Source organism: Streptomyces sp. JHA26 (genome assembly GCF_002005565.1).
In the GTDB taxonomy this organism is placed as follows: Bacteria; Actinomycetota; Actinomycetes; order Streptomycetales; family Streptomycetaceae; genus Streptomyces.
In genome coordinates this window covers 1-19369 of record NZ_BDJC01000051.1, presented here as the reverse complement: position 1 = coordinate 19369, position 19369 = coordinate 1, and the positions used below count along the sequence as shown (strand labels likewise).

At 74.0% G+C, this 19369-nt stretch carries 20 protein-coding genes; 10 read left to right on the top strand and 10 right to left on the bottom strand.

The features are described from left to right. Positions 1-207 precede the first annotated feature (207 nt). Positions 208-2478 carry an alpha-xylosidase gene (yicI, locus tag JHAT_RS25940; protein WP_077800682.1) on the top strand — a complete coding sequence of 757 codons (2271 nt, stop codon included), beginning with the start codon at positions 208-210 and terminating at the stop codon, positions 2476-2478. A gap of 109 nt (positions 2479-2587) precedes the next feature. Here yicI and JHAT_RS25935 read toward each other — a convergent pair whose 3' ends face one another. The 3 genes from JHAT_RS25935 to JHAT_RS25925 form a co-directional block, all read right to left on the bottom strand. Beyond that, positions 2588-3790, bottom strand: coding sequence for a cysteine desulfurase-like protein (locus JHAT_RS25935; RefSeq protein ID WP_077800681.1), 1203 nt, complete (start codon positions 3788-3790; stop codon positions 2588-2590). A gap of 90 nt (positions 3791-3880) precedes the next feature. Continuing rightward, on the bottom strand, positions 3881-4951 hold the full coding sequence (locus JHAT_RS25930; RefSeq protein ID WP_077800680.1) for a hypothetical protein: 1071 nt from the start codon (positions 4949-4951) through the stop codon (positions 3881-3883). Between the two features lie 140 nt (positions 4952-5091). Further along, positions 5092-5685, bottom strand: a complete 594-nt coding sequence (locus JHAT_RS25925) for a Dps family protein (protein WP_077800679.1) — start codon at positions 5683-5685, stop codon at positions 5092-5094. 268 nt (positions 5686-5953) lie between these two features. Here JHAT_RS25925 and JHAT_RS25920 point away from each other — a divergent pair, with 268 nt between their 5' ends. From JHAT_RS25920 to JHAT_RS25905, 4 genes are all read left to right on the top strand, one after another. Next, positions 5954-7069, top strand: coding sequence for a Gfo/Idh/MocA family protein (locus JHAT_RS25920; RefSeq protein WP_077800678.1), 1116 nt, complete (start codon positions 5954-5956; stop codon positions 7067-7069). Beyond that, positions 7066-7995: a PmoA family protein gene (locus tag JHAT_RS25915; protein ID WP_077800677.1), complete on the top strand. Its 930-nt coding sequence runs from the start codon at positions 7066-7068 to the stop codon at positions 7993-7995. Before JHAT_RS25920 ends, JHAT_RS25915 begins: the two co-directional genes overlap by 4 nt. A 152-nt stretch (positions 7996-8147) precedes the next feature. After that, on the top strand, positions 8148-8600 hold the full coding sequence (locus JHAT_RS25910) for a phospholipase (protein WP_077800676.1): 453 nt from the start codon (positions 8148-8150) through the stop codon (positions 8598-8600). Between the two features lie 140 nt (positions 8601-8740). Then, positions 8741-9394 carry an SRPBCC family protein gene (locus tag JHAT_RS25905; protein ID WP_077800675.1) on the top strand — a complete coding sequence of 218 codons (654 nt, stop codon included), beginning with the start codon at positions 8741-8743 and terminating at the stop codon, positions 9392-9394. Here the strand turns inward: JHAT_RS25905 and JHAT_RS25900 are convergent. After that, a complete protein-coding gene (locus tag JHAT_RS25900) occupies positions 9355-10038 on the bottom strand; it encodes a phosphatase PAP2 family protein (RefSeq protein WP_077800674.1) in 684 nt (227 codons plus the stop codon). The two genes, JHAT_RS25905 and JHAT_RS25900, sit on opposite strands and share 40 nt — an antisense overlap. Positions 10039-10295: 257 nt before the next feature. Further along, positions 10296-11075: a DeoR/GlpR family DNA-binding transcription regulator gene (locus JHAT_RS25895; protein ID WP_077800673.1), complete on the bottom strand. Its 780-nt coding sequence runs from the start codon at positions 11073-11075 to the stop codon at positions 10296-10298. Between the two features lie 146 nt (positions 11076-11221). Here JHAT_RS25895 and JHAT_RS25890 point away from each other — a divergent pair, with 146 nt between their 5' ends. After that, positions 11222-12103 carry an SIS domain-containing protein gene (locus JHAT_RS25890; protein ID WP_077800672.1) on the top strand — a complete coding sequence of 294 codons (882 nt, stop codon included), beginning with the start codon at positions 11222-11224 and terminating at the stop codon, positions 12101-12103. Positions 12104-12155: 52 nt separating this feature from the next. Next, a complete protein-coding gene (locus JHAT_RS25885) occupies positions 12156-13016 on the top strand; it encodes a ketose-bisphosphate aldolase (protein WP_077800671.1) in 861 nt (286 codons plus the stop codon). Here JHAT_RS25885 and JHAT_RS25880 read toward each other — a convergent pair. After that, positions 13006-14139, bottom strand: coding sequence for a methyltransferase (locus tag JHAT_RS25880; protein WP_077800670.1), 1134 nt, complete (start codon positions 14137-14139; stop codon positions 13006-13008). The genes JHAT_RS25885 and JHAT_RS25880 overlap by 11 nt on opposite strands. Before the next feature lie 86 nt (positions 14140-14225). Here JHAT_RS25880 and JHAT_RS25875 point away from each other — a divergent pair, with 86 nt between their 5' ends. After that, the gene (locus JHAT_RS25875; RefSeq protein WP_077800669.1) at positions 14226-14939 is read left to right on the top strand and encodes an alpha-ketoglutarate-dependent dioxygenase AlkB; all 714 of its coding nucleotides are present in this window, start codon (positions 14226-14228) and stop codon (positions 14937-14939) included. Further along, positions 14936-16174: an ROK family protein gene (locus tag JHAT_RS25870; protein ID WP_077800668.1), complete on the top strand. Its 1239-nt coding sequence runs from the start codon at positions 14936-14938 to the stop codon at positions 16172-16174. The genes JHAT_RS25875 and JHAT_RS25870 overlap by 4 nt, the downstream gene beginning before the upstream one ends. A 159-nt stretch (positions 16175-16333) precedes the next feature. On the opposite strand, the gene JHAT_RS25865 is transcribed toward JHAT_RS25870, so the two are convergent. Together JHAT_RS25865 and JHAT_RS25860 are read right to left on the bottom strand one after the other, a co-directional pair. Beyond that, positions 16334-16924, bottom strand: a complete 591-nt coding sequence (locus JHAT_RS25865) for a DUF4865 family protein (RefSeq protein ID WP_077800667.1) — start codon at positions 16922-16924, stop codon at positions 16334-16336. 18 nt (positions 16925-16942) lie between these two features. Then, positions 16943-17530, bottom strand: coding sequence for a TetR/AcrR family transcriptional regulator (locus JHAT_RS25860; protein WP_171991053.1), 588 nt, complete (start codon positions 17528-17530; stop codon positions 16943-16945). 163 nt (positions 17531-17693) lie between these two features. On the opposite strand from JHAT_RS25860, the gene JHAT_RS25855 reads away from it, so the two are divergent. Then, positions 17694-17978, top strand: a complete 285-nt coding sequence (locus tag JHAT_RS25855) for an SHOCT domain-containing protein (protein ID WP_077800712.1) — start codon at positions 17694-17696, stop codon at positions 17976-17978. Positions 17979-18147: 169 nt separating this feature from the next. Here JHAT_RS25855 and JHAT_RS25850 read toward each other — a convergent pair whose 3' ends face one another. Both JHAT_RS25850 and JHAT_RS25845 read right to left on the bottom strand, forming a co-directional pair. Then, entirely contained in the window at positions 18148-18669 is a 522-nt protein-coding gene (locus JHAT_RS25850; protein WP_171991052.1) for an ATP-binding protein, read from the bottom strand. 184 nt (positions 18670-18853) lie between these two features. After that, positions 18854-19177, bottom strand: a complete 324-nt coding sequence (locus JHAT_RS25845; protein WP_077800665.1) for a hypothetical protein — start codon at positions 19175-19177, stop codon at positions 18854-18856. Positions 19178-19369: the final 192 nt, after the last annotated feature.

Sequence of the window (19369 nt, the reverse complement as noted above, 5' to 3'; positions counted from 1 at the left end):
GGTGGGCTGCGGCGCTAGGGGCAAGTGGCCCCCATCTTGTCGTCCCGCCGCGTGAAGGAAGTGTTCTTTTCGGTAATCATCCCTGTTCAGAGCGGCTATCGACGCGAGAGGGCCTCGGTTTTCCGAGGTGTTCTGTGTACGATCAAAACGCTGTGGGAGGGCCTCCGTGCACCCACTCGACCGCTCCCGCCCCACCCAAGGAAGATCATGAAGTTCACCGACGGCTTCTGGCTCATCCGCGAGGGCGTGCATCTGTCGTACGCCACCGAGGTACGCGCTGTACGCACCGAATCGAAGCGCTTCACCGCCCATGCCGCCGTGAAGAAGGTGGCGCGGCGGGGCGACACGCTCAACGCCCCGCTCCTCACGGTCGAGTGCTTCTCCCCGGCCGAGGGCGTCATCGGCGTCCGGGTCACCCACCACGCCGGCAAGCACCGCCCCGGTCCCGACTTCGCCCTCACCGGCGCGCCCGACGGCGCGGGGGAGGTGCGCCAGGACGGCACGGTCACCGAGCTGACCAGCGGCCCGCTGACCCTGCGCCTGGACGGCGAGGGGCCCTGGGGCCTCACCTTCCACGACGCCGACGGACGCGAACTGACCCGCGCGGACGCCAAGAGCACCGCGTTCGCCACCACCGGCGACGGCGCCCACCACATGCTGGGCCGGCTCGCGCTCGGCGTCGGCGAGCAGATCTACGGCCTCGGCGAGCGCTTCACCCCGTTCGTGAAGAACGGCCAGGTCGTCGACATCTGGCAGGCCGACGGCGGCACCAGCAGCGAACAGGCCTACAAGAACGTCCCGTTCTACCTCTCCTCACGCGGCTACGGCGTCTTCGTCAACCACCCCGGGGCGGTCTCCTTCGAGGTCGGCTCGGAGTCCGTCGGACAGGTCCAGTTCAGCGTCGAGGACCAGACGCTGGAGTACTACGTCGTCGCCGGCCCCACCCCCAAGGACGTCCTCAGCCGCTACACCGCCCTCACCGGCCGCCCGGCCCTCCCGCCCGCCTGGTCCTTCGGCCTGTGGCTCACCACGTCCTTCACCACCTCCTACGACGAACGGACGGTCACGTCGTTCGTCGACGGCATGGCCGAGCGCGGCATCCCGCTGACCGTGTTCCACTTCGACTGCTTCTGGATGCGCGAGTACCAGTGGTGCGACTTCCAGTGGGACCCGGAGGTCTTCCCCGACCCGGAGGGCATGCTCGCCCGGCTCAAGGCCAAGGGCTTGAAGATCAGTGTCTGGATCAACCCCTACATCGCCCAGAAGTCCCCGCTCTTCGACGAGGCCGCCGCGCTCGGGCACCTGGTGCGCCGGCCGAACGGCGACATCTGGCAGTGGGACCTGTGGCAGGCCGGCATGGGCCTGGTCGACTTCACCAGCCCCGCCGCCCGCGACTGGTTCGCCGGCAAGCTCAAGCCGTTGCTGGACCAGGGCGTGGACTGCTTCAAGACCGACTTCGGCGAGCGCGTCCCCACCGACGCGGTGTGGCACGACGGCTCCGACCCGGAGCGGATGCACAACTACTACACCCACCTGTTCAACCGGACCGTCTTCGAACTCCTCGAGAAGGAGCGCGGGCAGGGCGAGGCCGTCCTCTTCGCCCGCTCCGCGACCGCGGGCGGCCAGCAGTACCCCGTCCACTGGGGCGGCGACTGCTGGTCCTCCTTCGAGGCGATGGCCGAGTCCCTCCGGGGCGGCCTGTCCCTGTCCCTGAGCGGCTTCGGCTTCTGGAGCCACGACATCGGCGGCTTCGAGGGCACGCCCGACCCGGCGGTCTTCAAGCGCTGGCTGGCCTTCGGCCTGCTCTCCTCGCACAGCCGCCTGCACGGCTCCTCGTCGTACCGGGTGCCGTGGGAGTTCGGCGACGAGGCCGTCGACGTGGCCCGCCGCTTCACCCTGCTCAAGCACCGCCTGATGCCCTACCTGTACGGTGCCGCCGCCGAGGCCCACCGCACCGGCGTGCCGATGATGCGGCCCATGGTCCTGGAGTTCCCGCGGGACCCGGGCTGCCGCACCCTGGACCGCCAGTACATGCTCGGCCCCGACCTCCTGGTCGCACCGGTCTTCACCGAGGACGGCGAGGTCGAGGTCTACCTCCCCGAGGGCACCTGGACCCACCTGCTGTCCGGCGAGCGCGTCACCGGCCCGGTCTGGCGCACCGAACGGCACGGTTACGACAGCCTGCCCCTGTACGTCCGCGAGGGCGCCGTCCTGCCGCTGGCCCGTGACGACCGGCGTCCCGACGGCGACTGGCTGGACGCCCCGGTCCTCCTGGTGCACCCGACCGCCGAGGCCGGGTACGCCGCCGAGGTCACCGTGCCCGACCTGCTGGGCGCCCCGGCCGCGACCTTCCGCGTCCGGCGCGAGGACGACGTCCTGCGCGTCACCGCGAGCGGCACCGACCGTCCGTTCACCGTGCGTGTCGCGGGCGGGGCGAGCGCGGAGGGCAGCGGCGAGGTGACCGTGTCCCTCGCGTGAGGCGGCGTCAGCGGCGAGAGCGGCGCGAACGCCCCCGCGGACGCGGACGCCCCGGCGGCACGCGGTCCGTGCGGCCGGGACGCCCGCGCCGCCCCTCGCCGTGCGTCCGTCAGCGGGGGAGACCGCCCAGCGCCGTCAGCAGCCGGTCCACGTCGTCCGCGCTGCTGTACGGCGCGAGCCCGACCCGGACGCCGCCCTCGTCGCCCAGACCCAGGCGGCGGGCCGCCTCCACCGCGTAGAACGACCCGGCGGGGGCGTCGACCCCCCGCTCGGCCAGCATGCGGTGGACCTCGACGGGGCTCAGGCCCGCCACGGTGAACAGCAGGGTCGGGGTGCGCCGCGCGGCCCGGGAGTACACCGTGATCCCGCCGAGCTCGGCCAGCCCCCGCTCGATCCGCTCGCGCAGGGCGTCCTCGTGGGCCTCCAGCGCCGCGAAGGACGCGAGCAGCCGCTCCCGCCGCCCGCCGGGGGCGCCGGGCACCAGATCCGCGAGGAAGTCCACCGCCGCGCGGGCGCCGGCCAGCAGCTCGTACGGCAGCGTGCCCAGCTCGAAACGCTCGGGGACGGCGTCGCTGGACGGCAGCAGCTTGTCCGGGCGCAGGGTCCGCAGGAACTCGGGCCGGGCCGCCAGCACGCCCAGGTGCGGGCCGAGGAACTTGTACGGCGAGCACACCAGCGTGTCCGCACCGAGCGCCGCCAGGTCGACGGCGGCGTGCGAGGCGTAGTGCACCGCGTCGACGTGGAGCAGTGCTCCCGCACCGTGCGCCAGGCGGGCGAGGGCCGGCAGGTCGGGCATGGTGCCGATGAGGTTGGAGGCGGCCGTGACCGCGACCAGCCGGGTGCGCGGGGACAGCACCGCCTCGACGTGCTCGGGGAGCAGCTCCCCGGTGGCCGGGTCGAAGTCGGCCCACCGCACGGTCGCGCCCACCGCCTCGGCCGCCTGCGTCCAGGGCCGGATGTTGGAGTCGTGCTCGAGGCGGGTGACGACCACCTCGTCGCCCGGCCCCCACTCCTTGGCGAGCGTCCGGGCGAGGTCGTACGCGAGCTGCGTGGCACTGCGGCCGAAGACGACGCCCCGCGGGTCGGCGCCGAGCAGGTCGCCCAGGGCGGCGCGGGCCTGCGTGACGATCCGGTCCGCGTTGCGCTCGCCCTCGGTGAACTGCCCCCGGTTGGCCAGGGGAGCGGCCAGGACCTCGGCGACGGCGTCGATCACGGGCTGCGGGGTCTGGGTGCCGCCGGGCGCGTCGAAGCGGGCGGTGCCGGACTTGAGGGCGGGTATCTGCGCGCGGATCGCGTCGACGTCGAGGGCCATGTGCACTCCAACCGGTGGTGGGGTCTCCCGCCTCATGATCGCAGCAGTGCGGCGCCCGGAACAGGTCCCGAGGGCGGGACGGGCACCGGATCAGGACTCGGCGTGCGCCGGGTGTTTCTCGCGTCCGCCGGGGTGACGGTGCCGCCAGGTCCAGAACACGGCGCAGGACAGCAGCGCCCACCCGCCCAGCACCAGGTACGGGAACAGGTGCTGGTGCCCCTGGAAGTACACCGCCGTGTGCTGGGCGTTGACCGACGCGCCGGGCGGCAGCCACTGGCCGATCACGCCCAGCGGGGACGGCAGCAGCGGCCAGGACACCGCACCGCCGGACGAGGGGTTGCCGAGCAGCACCATGAGCCCCCAGGTCGGCAGCATCGCCCAGCGGCCGAACAGGGTGTTGAACATCGTGAAGACCATGCCGCTGGTGAACAGGGTGAGCGCGAGGATCAGCCACGACTCGACGAACGGCAGGTCCAGCGCGCCCAGCAGCCAGTCCACGGTCGCGGCGACGGCGAAGCCGCCGAGCAGTGCGTAGGCGGCCGTGAAGAGGATGCGTTCGAACGGGGTCAGGGCCCGCGCGTGCACGCTGAGCTGGATCGCCCCGACGAAGCCGATGATCACGGCGGCCAGGGAGACGTAGAAGATCGCCAGTCCGCGCGGATCGCCCTCCTGCAGGGGATTGACGTCCCGGACGGTGAGGGCGACCCCGGTCTTCCTCCCCACCTCCGGTGCCGTCCGGGCCAGCACCTCGGCGACCGAGGCGCCCGAGGCGCTGGACAGGTCGAGGACGGCCGACCGCCCGTTCTCGTGCAGCTCGAAGATCGCGAAGACCTTCTGTTCCTCGATCGCGTCACGTGCCTCGGCGGTGCTGTCGTAGGGGTGCACCTTCACCGAGGCGTTCAGCGCCTGCTCCAGGCCGTCCAGGAAGGCCTTGCCGCGCCCCTGCGCGTACGAGCCGACCACGGCCGTGGGGAGCGAGTGCGGCGTCGGGTCCGCCATGGAGTAGGTGTACGAGCCCGCGAAGAGCCCGGCCGCTGCCGCGAGGATCAGCACCAGCACGGTGGCCGGCCAGAACGGCGACTGCCGGAAAGCGGACCACCTCCGGCCGCGCGTCGGGGGCTGGGCGTGGGCGCCGTGGGAACCGGAGGACATGTGGGCCATAGAGGGACACTTCCCCAGCATGGGTGAAAGGGCATCGAGAGGGCGCTTCGCGCACGGCGCCCGGGGGCGCGGGGCACCCGCGGACGTGGAACGGGCCGGCCCCGGACGGGAGGCGTCCGGGGTCGGCGCGCCGCGGCCGGTCAGACGTGCACGAGGGGCGTGTCGACGAGGTGCTCCGCCAGGAACCAGGCCTGGAGCTCGTTGGTGCGCACGACGTCGGAGACCAGGAGGTCGTTCGTGCCGTCGTCGCCGAGCTCCTGGGTGCGCGCCGCGGCGTCGTGGCAGTCGGTGAGGATCAGCTCGTGGGTCTCCAGCAGCCGCGAGAGCATCGCCGGCACCTCCTCCACGCCGTCCGGCGGGCGCGGCACCGTGGTGATCTCCGCGACGTGCCGGGGGTCGCCGACGGCGACGCCGCCGAGCGTCTGGACGCGTTCGGCGACGGTGTCGATCAGCTCCAGCTGTTCCCCGGCGTGCTTGTCGAGCAGCAGGTGCAGTTGGTAGAACGTCGCCCCGCGCATGAGCCAGTGGTACTTCTTGTACAGGTCGTGCAGGATGCGGGTGTCCGCCAGGACCTTGTTGAGCCGCTGGCACGAGTAGAGGCGGGTCTCCATGGACAGTGCCACGGGGAACTGCTTGACGGTGCCGAACTCCTGAACGGTCCGGCCCCTCTGGTGCAGCCAGGGCTGGCTGCCGTCGGAGCCGTGCCCGTGTGCCGACGGCTTCGGGGTGTTCACGCCAGAACTCCTTCCGGAGGAAAACCGAGGTGTCCGCACCGGCGCGGTGCGGCCGGCCCGCCCCCTGCGACAGTCGACCAGCCGCACGACGGTCCCGCAAACGCGGGGATCCGGGCCGGCCGGCCGCCCCCGCTCCCCGCGGGGGGTTGTCCGCTCCTTCCTCCGCGCTCTAGGGTCTGCCGGGGTGCAAGCGCTTTCTAAAGGTCTCCGAGGGCCCGTCCGAGCGGCCGGGAGCGCGTGCCGCCCGCCACCGTCCGAGGAGGAGCGCATGTCCCCGCATCCCGCCCGCCGCCGCGTCGCCGTGGTCGGTACCGGCGCCGTCGTCGTCGACAGCCACCTGCCCGCGCTCGCGGCCCACACCGACCGCGTGGAACTGGTCGCCGCCGTCGACGTGGACCCGTCCCGGCTGGACGCCTTCCGGCGGAGCGCGGGCGGTGACGTCGCCGGCTACACCTCGGCGGATGCCATGCTGGACGCCGTGCGCCCCGACCTGGTGCTCATCGGCACGCCGCCGTCCCTGCACCGGGAGCAGGCGGTGGCCGCCCTCGAGGCCGGCGCGTGGGTGCTGTGCGAGAAGCCGCTGTGCCTCTCGCTCGCCGAGTACGACGACATCGCGGCGGCCGAGGAGGCCTCCGGGGCGTACGCCTCCGTGATCTTCCAGCACCGGTACGGCTCCGGTGCCGCGCACGCCCGGGAGCTGATCGCGGGCGGCGAGCTCGGCGCGCCGCTGGTCGCGCACTGCCAGACCACCTGGCACCGCGACGCCGCCTACTACGCGGCGCCCTGGCGCGGGCGCTGGGCCACCGAGGGCGGCGGCCCGACGATGGGCCACGGCATCCACCAGTACGACCTGCTGCTGCACCTGCTCGGGCCGTGGCGGGAGATCCGGGCCATGGCCTCGCGCCTGGTCCACGACACCGAGAGCGAGGACGTCTCCACGGCCCTGGTGCGGTTCGCGAACGGCGCCCTCGCCACCGTCGTCAACAGCGTCCTCTCCCCGGCCGAGGTGAGCCGCGTCCGCGTCGACTGCGCCGACGCCACCGTGGAGCTCACCCATCTGTACGGGCACCGCAACGACGACTGGACCTACACCCCGGCCCGGCACGTCGACCCCGCACGCGCCGCCGCCTGGCGCACGCCGGCGGCGGACGTCCCGAGCTCCCACACGGCGCAGCTCGGCGCCGTGCTGGACGCCTGGGACGCCGGTGCGCGACCGCCCGGCAGCGGTCCCGAGGCCCGGGGCACGCTGGAGTTCGCCGCCGCCCTGTACAAGGCGGCGTTCACCGGACGGCCGGTGTTCCGGGGCGAGATCGGCCCCGGCGACCCCTTCCACGCGGCCATGCACGGCGACCACCCCGACTGGGCCCCCGAGGGGCGCGCATGAGCACCCTGAGCGTCAGTCACACCCACGGCGACCACATCGCCGTCACGGCGGCGAACGGCACGGAGATCCTGCGCTACGTCTACCGCCCCGACCCCGAGGCCTTCGAGTCCCGCAAGCCCTACGCCCACCCCGTGCGCACCCTGGCCGGGCACACGGTCACCGGGTACCGGCCGAACGACCACCGCTGGCACAAGGGCGTGCAGATGACGGCGAGTCACCTCTCCGGCCAGAACTTCTGGGGCGGCAACTCCTACGTCCACGGCGAGGGGTATCTGCCCCTGCCCGAGCGCGTCGGCTCCATGCGGCACGACGGCTTCCCGGACCTCACGGCCGGCGACGACCGGCTCGACGTCACCGAGCACCTCACCTGGGTCGAGAACGGCGGTGCCGAGTGGGCCCGTGAGGAGCGCGGGCTCGCCGTCCACTCGGTCGACGAGGAGGCCGGTGCCTGGGTCCTGGACTGGTCGATCCGCCTCACCAACATCCGGGCCGAGCCGCTGGTCTTCGGCTCGCCGACCACCGCGGGCCGGGAGGCGGCCGGCTACACCGGCCTCCAGTGGCGCGGCCCCCGCGACTTCACCGGCGGCACCGTCCTCGCCCCGGGCACCGGTGCCGGCGCCGAGGAGCTGATGGGTACGCAGGGCCCGTGGCTCGCCTTCACCGCCGAGCGCGACGGGAGCGACGGCCACTCCACGCTCGTCTTCGCGCACGCGCCGGAGAACCTGGACGGGAGGAGCGCGATCCACCCCTCGCACTGGTTCGTGCGGGCGACCCCGGTGCCGACGGTCGCGTTCTCCTGGGCGTTCTTCCAGGAGTTCGAGCTGCCGCCCGGTGAGTCCTTCGCCTACCGCTACCGCCTGGTGATCGCCGACGGGGCCTGGGACGGCGACCGGGTCGGCGCCTGCCTGGAGGGCCTGCCGTGGTGAACGCCGCCCCTCGGGGCCGCAGGGGCCCGTCACCGTCCAAGAGTTGACGATCCGTTAGGGTGATGGAGGTGTGAAGGGGTGGTCGAGGTGCGCATCATCTTGTCATGAACCTGCGGTCCGAGTGGCGGGCCGCAGCCTCATGGAGGTGTGGGATGCACCGAAGACTCGCCACCGGACTCGCCGCCTCGGCCCTGGCCGTGACCACCGTCGTCGCCACCGCCGCGACCGCCGACGCCGCTCCCGCCGACAAACCGCAGGTGCTCGCGAGCTGGACCCAGACCAGCGCGTCGAGCTACAACGCCTGGACCGCCGCACGGGCGAACCGGTCCGCCTGGGCCGCGTACGGATTCGACTGGAGCACCGACTACTGCTCGACCTCGCCCGACAACCCGTTCGGCTTCCCCTTCAGCACCTCCTGCGCACGGCACGACTTCGGCTACCGCAACTACAAGGCCGCGGGTTCCTTCAGCGCGAACAAGTCCCGCCTCGACAGCGCCTTCCACGAGGACCTCAAGCGCGTCTGCGCCCGCTACGGCGGGGCCACGAAGTCCGCCTGCGACAGCACGGCGTGGACGTACTACCAGGCGGTGAAGGTGTTCGGCTGACGGGTGCGTCCCGAACACGGGCAGACCATCAGCTGGTGCCCGCGCGGGCACCAGCTGACAGTCTGTGCGCATGCGTGCCTCCGGCGCGCGCGGCCCCGTGCGCCGCCGGTGCCTCGAATCCGTCCAGGAGGAGTTCACCCGTGATCGATGTGACGCACCAGATCGACTCCGTGCGCCGGCAGGTCGGCACGCGTGCCTTCAAGGCGGGCGAGGCCCACGTCCTCACGGTGGGCCGTACCTACGACACCCCGCTCGACGACCTGTGGGCGACCTGCACCGACCCCCGGCGCATCCCGCAGTGGTTCCTCCCCGTCTCCGGCGACCTGCGGCTGGGCGGGCGTTACCAGCTGGAGGGGAACGCGGGCGGCACGATCGAGAGCTGCGCCCCGCCCAGGGGCTTCGCCGCCACCTGGGAGTACGCCGAGGAGGTCAGCTGGATCGAGCTGCGGCTGACGCCCGGCGAGGGCGGCACCCGCTTCGAACTGGACTACCTCGCCCACGTCGACGACGAGCGGTGGGCCGCGTTCGGCCCGGGCGCGGTCGGTGTCGGCTGGGACCTGATGCTCGTCGGCCTCACCATGTACCTGTCGAGCGGCGGTACCCCCGTGGACCCCCAGGAGGTCGCGGCCTGGTCGGCCTCGGAGGCGGGACGGCGGTTCGTGCTCTCCAGCGGCGAGGCCTGGTACGGGGCCGACGTGGCGAGCGGCACCGATCCCACGTCGGCGCGCGTGAGGGCGGACCGGACCGCCGCCTTCTACACGGGCGCGGAGGGGACGGGCGGCGCCACCGGGTAGGCCGTCCGCAGGACGGGCACCGGAGCGGCCGCGGCCAGCGCCAGCGCGGTGGCCGCCCCGGCGACGCCGAGGACGGCGCCCGCCACCACGTCACCCGGATAGTGCACGCCGGTGTGGACGCGGGAGTACCCCACGGCGGTCGCCAGCGCGCCGAGGGGCGCGGCGGCCGCCGGCAGGACCATGCCGACCGCCGTGGCGAACGCGACCGCCGAGGCCGTGTGACCGGACGGGAACGACGCCGACGCGGGCATGGGCACGTACCGGTCGACCGTCACACGGGCCGCCTCCCGGTCGGGCCGCGGCCTGCGCACCAGACGCTTGCCGAGCAGGTTCGCGGCCGTGGAGGAGATGGCCACCGCACCGACCCCGACGAGCGCCGCGCCGCGGGCCCGCGCTCCACCCAGGGCGAGGGCGGCGGCGATGCCGAGCGAGATCTTGGAGTGGTCGGCGGCACGGGACAGCCGCCGCAGGGACCGGTCCAGTGCGGGCGTGTGCGTGGAGGCCACCGCCGCGTACAGCGCACCGTCCACGGCACGCAGATCGCCGAGCACGGCGGCGAGGCCGTGGCGTCGGGGGCGCGCCGGCCCCGCGTCCGGTGCGAGCGGGCCGCCGGTGCCCCCGTCGGCGTCGGTCGGTCCGGTCATGGGCTCCTGCTCCGTGAGGCGGCGGCGTCCGGGCACGGGCGGTCACTGCCGTCCCGCCCGTGCCGCCGGTGGCGACGGGCGGGACCCGCCCGCCGGACCAGCCTCGTCCGTGTCCCGCCGTACGGCGCCCCGGCGACGCCCGTCCGGGCGAGCCCGGGTGCCCGCGCCGCCGCGCGGGACGGTTGCCGCCGGTCAGGGCCCCGCGCCGGCCGCCGCGCGGGAGCACACCGACGGCCACGGCCACTGACCGCGGCCGCCTACGCCAGGACGACCCGGATCCCGGCCTCCTCGAACGGGCGCAGGGCGTCCGGGCCGGCCGCGCCGTCGGTGACCAGCGTGTCCACCGCGTCCGCGGCGCAGATCCGGGCGAACGCCCGCCGGCCCAGCTTGCTCGAGTCCGCGGCCACCACCACGCGCTCGGCCCGCTCGCACAGCAGCCGGTTGATCGCGGCCTCCGCCTCGTCGTGGGCCGCGGCGCCGTGCGCGACGTCGAAGCCGACGACGCCGAGCACCGCCACGTCGAGCGTGACCTGACCCAGCACCCCGTCCGCGAGCGGTCCGATCAGCTCGTACGACTGCGCCCGGGCCACCCCGCCGGTCACCACGATCTTGAACTGGGGCCGCACCGCCAGCTCGTTGGCGATGTTCAGCGCGTTCGTGACCACGGTCAGCGCGGGTGCGCCCGAGGCCAGGTCGGGGCGTACGGCCAGGGCGCGCGCCACCTCGGTGGTGGTCGTGCCGCCGGTCAGTCCCACCGCCTCGCCCGGCGCCACCAGCGCGGCGACGGCCTGCGCGATGCGTTGCTTCTCCGAGGCCCGGCGAGCGGTCTTGTAGCGCAGCGGCAGCTCGTACGACACGCCGTGCACCACCGCGCCCCCGCGCGTGCGCACGAGCATCTGCTGCTCCGCCAGCCGGTCGAAGTCGCGGCGGATCGTCGCGGCCGACACCTCCAGCTCGGCCGCCGCCTCCTCGACGTCCAGGCGGCCACGCTCGACGAGCAGCTCCAGCAGCGCCTTCCAGCGGGCGTCGCGCGACATCCGCGCCTCCGTTCCTCGATCTCCCGCCGACCCTAGCGCACGGCCCTCCTCCACCGATTGCTTGATAGTGCTCGAAAGTTCGCTATATCTTGCATGAACAATCAAGCGAGCCAGGTCTGCTCAGAGACCGGTCGGGAGTGTGCGGCATGACGTACGTCGAGGACGAGCTCACCAGCCAGCCCGAGTGCTGGACACGCGCCGCCGTCGAGGCGCCCGGGCACGCGGCGGTGCTGCCGGCGGCGGGGGAACGGGTGGCGATCGTCGGCTGCGGCACCTCGTACTTCATGGCCCGGTCGGCGGCGGCGCTGCGCGAGGAGGCGGGCCTGGGCGAGACCGACGCCTTCGCCGCCTCCGAGTTCCCGCAGGGCCGCGCCTACGACCGGGTCGTGGCCCTCACCCGATCCGGCACCACCACCGAAGTGCTCGACCTGCTCGGCGCGTTGAAGGGACGCACCCGCACCGTCGCGCTCACCGCCGACCCGGACACGCCCGTCATGGCCGCCGCCGACGACGCCGTCGTCCTCGAGTACGCGGACGAGCGGTCGGTCGTGCAGACCCGGTTCGCGACCACCGCCCTGACCCTGCTCCGCGCCCACCTGGGCCTGCACACCGAGGCCGTCGTCGCCGACGCCCGCACCGCACTCGCGGCCGAGTTGCCCCAAGGGCTCGTCGACTGCACCCAGTTCACCTTCCTCGGTCGCGGCTGGACGGTGGGCCTGGCCGACGAGGCCGGGCTGAAGATGCGCGAGGCGTCCTTGTCCTGGACCGAGGCCTACCCGGCGATGGAGTACCGGCACGGCCCCATCAGCATCAGCACGGCCGGCACGGCGACCTGGATGTTCGGCGAGGCCCCCGGCGGACTGGCCGAACAGGTCCGGGACACGGGCGCGCTGTGGGTGGCCGGTGGCCTCGACCCGCTCGCCGAACTGGTCCGCGCCCAGCGGCTCGCCGTCGCCGTCGCCGCCGCCCGCGGCCTCGACCCGGACCGTCCCCGCCACCTCACCCGCTCGGTGATCCTCGCCCCCTGACGCCCGCCCGGCACCCGGGAAGGACCGGGAGAGTCCGGGGATAGGAGAATCCGTGCCCCTCGCCACCACCGGCGACCTGATCACCCGTGCCGTCGCCGCGCGCTCCGCCGTCGCCGCGTTCAACGTCGTCACCCTGGAGCACATCGAGGCCGTCGTCGCCGGCGCCGAGTCCGTGCGCACGCCCGTCGTGCTCCAGGTCAGCGAGAACGCGGTGAAGTTCCGCTACGGCCGTCTGCTGCCGCTGGCCCGCGCCGCCGTCGCCGCCGCCGAGGGCGCCGCCGTGCCGGTCGCCCTCCACCTCGACCACGTCCGGAGCGACGGCCTGCTGCGCCAGGCCCCGGACGCCGGATTCAGCTCCGTGATGTACGACGCCTCACGGCTGCCGTACACCGAGAACCTCGCCGCGACCAGGGCCGCCGCCGACTGGGCCCACGCCCAGGGGCTGTGGATCGAGGCCGAGCTGGGGGAAGTGGGCGGCAAGAACGGCGAGGCGCCGCTCGACGCCCACGCACCCGGCGCCCGCACCGACCCCGCCGAGGCCCGTTCCTTCGTCGCCGACTCCGCGGTGGACGCCCTGGCCGTCGCCGTCGGCAGCAGCCACGCCATGACCACGCGCACCGCCGCCCTCGACCACGACCTGCTCAAGGAACTGTCGGGAACGCTGGACGTGCCGCTCGTGCTGCACGGCTCCTCCGGACTCCCGGACGACGAACTCGTCGCGGCGGTCGCGGGCGGCATCGCCAAGGTCAACGTCGGCACCGCGCTCAACATCGCCATGACGGGCGCCATCAGGGAGTACCTCGCCTCCCACCCGGACGCCGTCGACTCGCGCCGCTACCTCACCGTGGGAAGGGAGGCCATGGCACGGACCGTCGCCGCGCTCATCGGCGTGGTCACCGGCCCTACCGCTTGACGGCCTTCAGCACCACGAACTTGGGATCGCCCGCCACCAGACGGCTGTTGCCGAACAGGCGGCGCAGCTTGACGTGGTAGCCGAGGTGCCGGTTGCCCACCACCCACAGCTCACCGCCGGGACGCAGCACGCGCTTCGCCCCGGTGAACATCCGCCACGCCGTGGCGTCGGTCGTCGCCTGGTGGGAGTGGAACGGCGGATTGTTGAGCACCAGGTCCACGCTGCCGTCCGGCACCCCCGCCAGCCCGTCGCCGACCCGGAACTCCGCGTGCCCCGGCACCCCGTTCGCCCGGTACGTGGCCTCCGCCGAGGCGACGGCCTGGAAGGACTCGTCGATGAACAGCACCTCGGCACCCGGATCGGCCAGCGCCACCGCCGTACCGACCACGCCGTTGCCGCAGCCCAGGTCCACCACCCGCCGGGCACCCCCGCCGGCCGGCAGGTGCCGGAGGAAGAACCGCGTGCCGATGTCGAGCCGGTCGGCGCAGAAGACACCGGCGTGGTTGACGACCGTCCGCCCGGAGAGCACGCCGATGCCGTCGGGGAGCGGGTAGCTGAGCGGCCACGGACCGGCGGGCCGTTCCCGCGCGGGATCGGGCGTGCAGAAGACGAGCCGCGCCTTCTTCTCGGCGAGCGAGGTGCGGGTCGGACCGATGATCCGCTCGAACAGCGCGAGCGTCGAGGTGTGGATCTCCTTGACCATCCCGGTGCCGACGACGACGGTGCCCTCGTGCACGGCGGGCGCCAGCCGCAGCAGCTGGTCCTCCAGCAGCGCCAGGCTCTTCGGCACCCGCACCAGCAGGACGTCGATCCGCCCGGGCGGCGGGTCCTGCGTGGTGAGCAGCCGCACCGAACCGGACGCCACGCCGTTGCGCGCCAGGTTGGCGCGGGTCGCCTCCTGGGTGAGGTGGGAGTCGGTGATCTGCACCGGCCGGTGCGCCGCCAGCGCCGTCACCAGCGCCCCCCACCGGTCGCCGACGGCCACGACCGTGCCGGACAGCGGGACGTCCCGGTCCGCCAGGTGCCGGAGCAGGTACTCGTCGGAGGCGTCCCAGGCACGCAGCCGGTCGCGCGGATCCTCGGGGAAGCGGGCCAGCGCGAGCTCGCCCCATGGAGTCGTCATACGGTCGCTGCGGTCGTTCATCGTGCGTCCCAGGCTAGCGGAGCCGCAGCTCAGGCCGTGTCGCGGCGGTCGGGCAGGATGGGGACATGGACGCCGGACTGTTTCCGAGGGCCCGCACCGAGGTCGCCCCGGGTGCGGTGCACCTGCCGGACTGGCTGGACGCCGGCCGGCAGCGCGAGCTGCTGCGCGCCTGCCGGGAGTGGGCCCGCCCGCCCGCCGGACTGCGCACCGTCCGCACCCCCGGGGGCGGCACGATGACCGCCCGGCAGGTGTGCCTCGGATGGCACTGGTACCCGTACGCCTACGCCCGCACCGTCGTCGACGGCGACGGCGCCCCGGTGAAACCCTTCCCGGCCTGGCTCGGCGACCTCGGACGCCGGGCGGTGACCGACGCACTGGGCGCGGCGGCGGCCACGGCGACGTACGACATCGCGCTGATCAACTTCTACGACGCCGGTGCCCGCATGGGCCTGCACCGCGACAGCGACGAGCGGGCGGACGCGCCCGTGGTCTCCTTCAGCCTCGGCGACACCTGCGTCTTCCGCTTCGGCAACCCCGACACCCGCACCCGCCCCTGGACCGACGTCGAGCTGCGCAGCGGCGACCTGTTCGTCTTCGGCGGCCCCTCCCGGCTCGCGTACCACGGAGTGCCGCGGGTGCACGCGGGCACCGCACCACCCGAGTTGGGACTCACCGGGCGGCTGAACATCACGCTCCGGGTCAGCGGCCTCCAGCCGCCCCGGGACGACGGCCTCCAGGCACCCGCGGCCGGCGGGATCATGGGAGACTCCCCCTCATGAGCGGCAAGGCGGACCCCCGTACGGCGGGGGAAGGGACCACCTCGAGGACGCGGCTGGACCGGGGGCGCGGCGCGCTCGGACCCGCGTTGGAGCTCGTGCACACCGGACGCGCCCCCACCCGGGCCGTCCTCACCGCCGAGCTCGGCGTGACCCGGGCCACGGCCGGCGCCGTCGCCGCCGAACTGGAGGCGCTCGGTCTGATCCGGGTCGACGCCCGCCCCGGCGCGGCGGGGGGGTCGCAGGGCCGGCCCTCGCACCGCCTCGCGGTCGCCGAGGACGGTCCCGTCGCCCTCGCCGCCCAGATCCACGCGGACGGCTTCCGTGCGGCCCTGGTCGGCCTCGGCGGCCGGCTCGTCGCCACCGCGTCCGGCCGCGAGGTCGTCGACGCCGACCCGGCGAAGGTGCTCGGCTCCGTCGTCGAGGCGGGCGCCGGCCTGCTGCGGCAGACCGGGCGGCGCTGCGTCGGCGCGGGACTCGCCGTGCCCTCCGCCGTCGCGGAGCCGGAGGGGCTGGCCCTGAACCCGCTGCACCTGGCCTGGCCGGCCGGCGCCCCGGTGCGGCGGATCTTCGCCGAGCAGGTGCGCGCCGCCGGCATCGACGGACCCGCCTTCGCGGCGAACGACGTCAACCTCGCCGCCCTCGCCGAGCACCGGCACGGCGCCGGCCGCGGCGCCCGCGACCTGCTCTGCGTCGCCACCGGCCACCGGGGCGTCGGCGGCGCGCTGGTCCTCGACGGGCGTCTGCACAGCGGCAGTTCCGGTCTCGCCCTGGAGGTCGGCCACCTCACCGTCAACCCCGAGGGCCGCCCCTGCCACTGCGGCAGCCGCGGCTGCCTGGACGTGGAGACCGACCCGCTGGCCTTCCTCACCGCGGCCGGACGCGAGCCCGGCCCCGAGGTGTCCCTGCTCCAGCAGTCCAACGACCTGATCCGCGGCCGGTACGACGACCCGGCCGTCCGCACCGCCACCGAGACCCTCATCGACCGCCTCGGCCTGGGCCTGGCCGGCCTGGTGAACATCCTCAACCCGGACCGGATCGTCCTCGGCGGACTGCACCGCGCCCTCCTGGACGCCGACCCGGAACGGCTGCGCGCGGTCGTCGCCGACCGCAGCCTGTGGGGGCAGAGCGGCGGCGTGCCGATCCTGCCCTGCACCCTGGACCACAACAGCCTGGTCGGCGCCGCCGAGTTGGCGTGGCAGCCGGTACTGGACGACCCGCTGGGGGCACTGGCCTGAGACGGCGCGGTCGGGACGTCGGCGCGTGACCGGGGGTCCGAGGAAGGGGGCGACGTCCCCCCAGGTGCCCACCGTGACGATCAGAACACGCGTGGAACGGAGCACGTCCACGCGGCGGGCCTCCCCGGTGGGGCCGCGTCGACACGAACGCCCGGGTCCTCACCACTGGCGCCCCCGGGGCAGCCGGTCCCGTCCCGGGGCGGACACGTGCAGCACCTCGAACACGTCCCCCTCGGCGCCGGCCGCCGCGTCGTCGTGGGCGAGGAGGGTGAAGTGGACCAGCTCCCACCGGCTGGTGTCCACGACCGCCGCCGTCAGCACCGTGCCGTCCAGTGCCGCCAGCCGCCCGTTCTCCCGCACCGCATCCGCCGCCACCCCCGCGAGCGGCACCCCGTCGGGCACCGGCCGGCGGCTGCGCACCGCCGCCCGCGCCGGCGAACCGGCGGCGCCGCCCTCCTCGTACGCCAGGCCCGTCCACTGCCGGACCGAGGGCCGTCCGAAGTCGTCGGCGGGCCGTTGGAAGCCGCCCTCCCACAGGAAGGAGTTCATGCCCTCCACGGTGTTCCACAGGTAGAACGGCGCGTACTCGTTGACCGCCGAGCCGCGCACCCCGCGCTCCCGCATCAGGTACGCCTTGAGTCCGAGACCGGTCCACTCGTCGAGCAGGTGCCCGGTCCGGGCCACCCGCTCCCGGACGACGTCCATGGAGTAGTCGGCGGGCAGGGTGAACGCGTACTGCATGGCGTGCACGTGATGTCCTCTCGGTCGTCAGCGGGCGCGGGCGCCGGCCGGTGCGAGCAGCGACAGCAGCCCCCGGACGGCCGCGTCGAAGGCGGTGGGCGAACCGGACGCGCGGGCGAGGACGTAACCGCCCTGGACGGTCGCCACGACGGCCGCCGCGATCTCCTCGCCGTCCAGCGAGGGCGCGAACTCGCCCTGCTCCCTGCCCTCCTCGACGAGCTGCGCGAGTCGCTCCCGCAACCGGTCCAGCGTCTCGTCGACGGGTGCGCGCAGCGTCTCGTCGGCGATCACGTCCGGGTCCATCGTCAGCCGCCCGACGGGGCAGCCGCGCAGCACGTCGCGCTCGCGCCGCAGATACGCCTCGATGCGCTCGTACGGCGTTCCGGGACCGTCGAGCACCGCCTCGGCGACCGTCCACAGCTCCTCGGCCGTCCGCCGGATCGCGGCGAGCGCCAGATCGGGCTTGCCCTTGAAGTGGTGGTACATGCTGCCCTGCCCCGCGCCCGCGCGCTCCAGGATCGCCTTCGGGCTGGTGCCCACGTAACCGCGCTCCCACAACAGCTCGCGCGTCGACTCGATCAGTCGCTCCGAAGTGTTCACGCACGCACTGTACATACTAGTAGTTACAGAAGTCGAGAGCGGCGGGAGCAGGCGCGGCCCGTCGTCCTGCTCCCCGCGCGGTACGCACACTGCCGCCGGCCGTACGACGACCCGGACCCCCGCCGGGACGATGCTCGGAAGCGACACGCAGGACATCGCCCCCGAGGAGCTGGACGACATGCAGACCCTGGCACACTTCGCCGACGGCGGGCCCGGCCCGTGGATCCTTCTCTTCCCGGTGGTCTGGGCACTGGTCGTCGTCGGCGGCATCACCCTGCTGCGCCGCACCGTGTGGCGCGGCCGCCGCGGCCCCTGGCGCCCGCCCGCCGTCGCGGACGGCTCACCCATCGCCGTGCTCGGCCACCGCTTCGCCTCCGGCGAGATCGACGAGGACGAGTACTGGCGCCGGCTGTCCGTGCTCGACGAACAGTTCGGCCGGACGGGCAAGGGGGGTGCGGCATGACCGCGGCGACCGCCCCCGGTCCGCCCTCGCCGGCATGACCTACGCCGACGCGGAGAAGCGCCTCACGGCCGGGCGGGGCGGCAGGCGTCCGGGTGCGGGCAGGTCCCGGCCGCTCCCGCCCCGGAGCGGGTGCTGCCGGGGCCTGCGGCGGCGAAGGGTCACCGCCCGGTCAGCCGACAACGGCCGGCCGGGCGGGAGCGGGTTGCGGTCTGCCCGGCCCGTCGGCGCGTTCGGCCTCCGTGAACGCGCCGACGGGCACCTCGTCGACCGGACGGCGCGGCGGACGCGCGGCGACGGGTGCCGCGGGGAGCGTGAACCAGACGACCTTTCCGGACTCGCCGTCCGGCCGGGCGCCCCAGCTCTCGCTCATCGCCGCCACCATCGCGAGTCCGCGCCCGCAGGTGGCGAGGGGCTCGGCGTCGTCCACCACGGGCAGACGCGGATCGTGGTCGCGCACCGAGACCGTGAGCCGGTCCAGGAGCACTTCCATCTCCACGGTGCAGGTCTTGTCGGGTGCGGCGTGCAGGTGGACGTTGGTCAACAACTCCGTCACGCCGAGCGCCGCCCGGTCGATCAGGGAATCCATATGCCAGTAGCGCAATTGCGCAGATACGATTCTGCGGACCTGGCCGATCCGCGACGGCAGGGCTTGGAGCTCCACCGTGCAGTGTCTGCTTGGGTGACTGATCACGGCTGCGACTCCCCGACATAGAGGTCCGGAAGAACACGGAGTTCGGATCCAGCAGGGCGCACGCGGCACATCGCCGCCTGCTGTCATGGCCGGCGGGCTGGTTCGCAGCGTTATCGCCGGTAAACCCAGAGTGACGTGAGACCAGAGTGGCGCAAGGGACGAGGCACCGCAAGTCACGGACATCTCAGCCGTTGCGCCCCGCGGCCCTGCGCACGGCCTCGATGAAACGGCGTGCGGCGGGAGGGCCCGGCTCGCCGGGAGCGGGGTCGCGTTCGCCGAGGGTCAGCAGGTACCGCTTGCCGTCGAGATCGGCGAGCGCCCGGTCCTGAGGGGCGAACCAGGGCCGGGAGGCGCGCACGGCCCGCACCGGCGCACTGTCTATCTCGCTGCCGTAGCTGGTGAGCAACTCCAGCCTGCCGCCCCTGATCCGGACCTGCCCGGCCCGGGTGAGCGAACGCAGCCGCTTGCCGATCCGCACCCCCGTGGCCGTGAACTCCGGCTCCGCCATGCCACCGCCCCCTCGTGCGCGTCGGACCGCCGGACCATGGCACCGCGAGGGCCCCGGTACCGGCTCGTGCCGTGCTCCAGTGTGCGCCCGTGACGGGACTCCGGTCCCGCCGCGTGCAGTCTGCCCGCACCCGGCGCCGAGCACCAGTGCGCACCACTCCTTTCCGGAGGCGCCCGGAGCACTCGCGCGAAT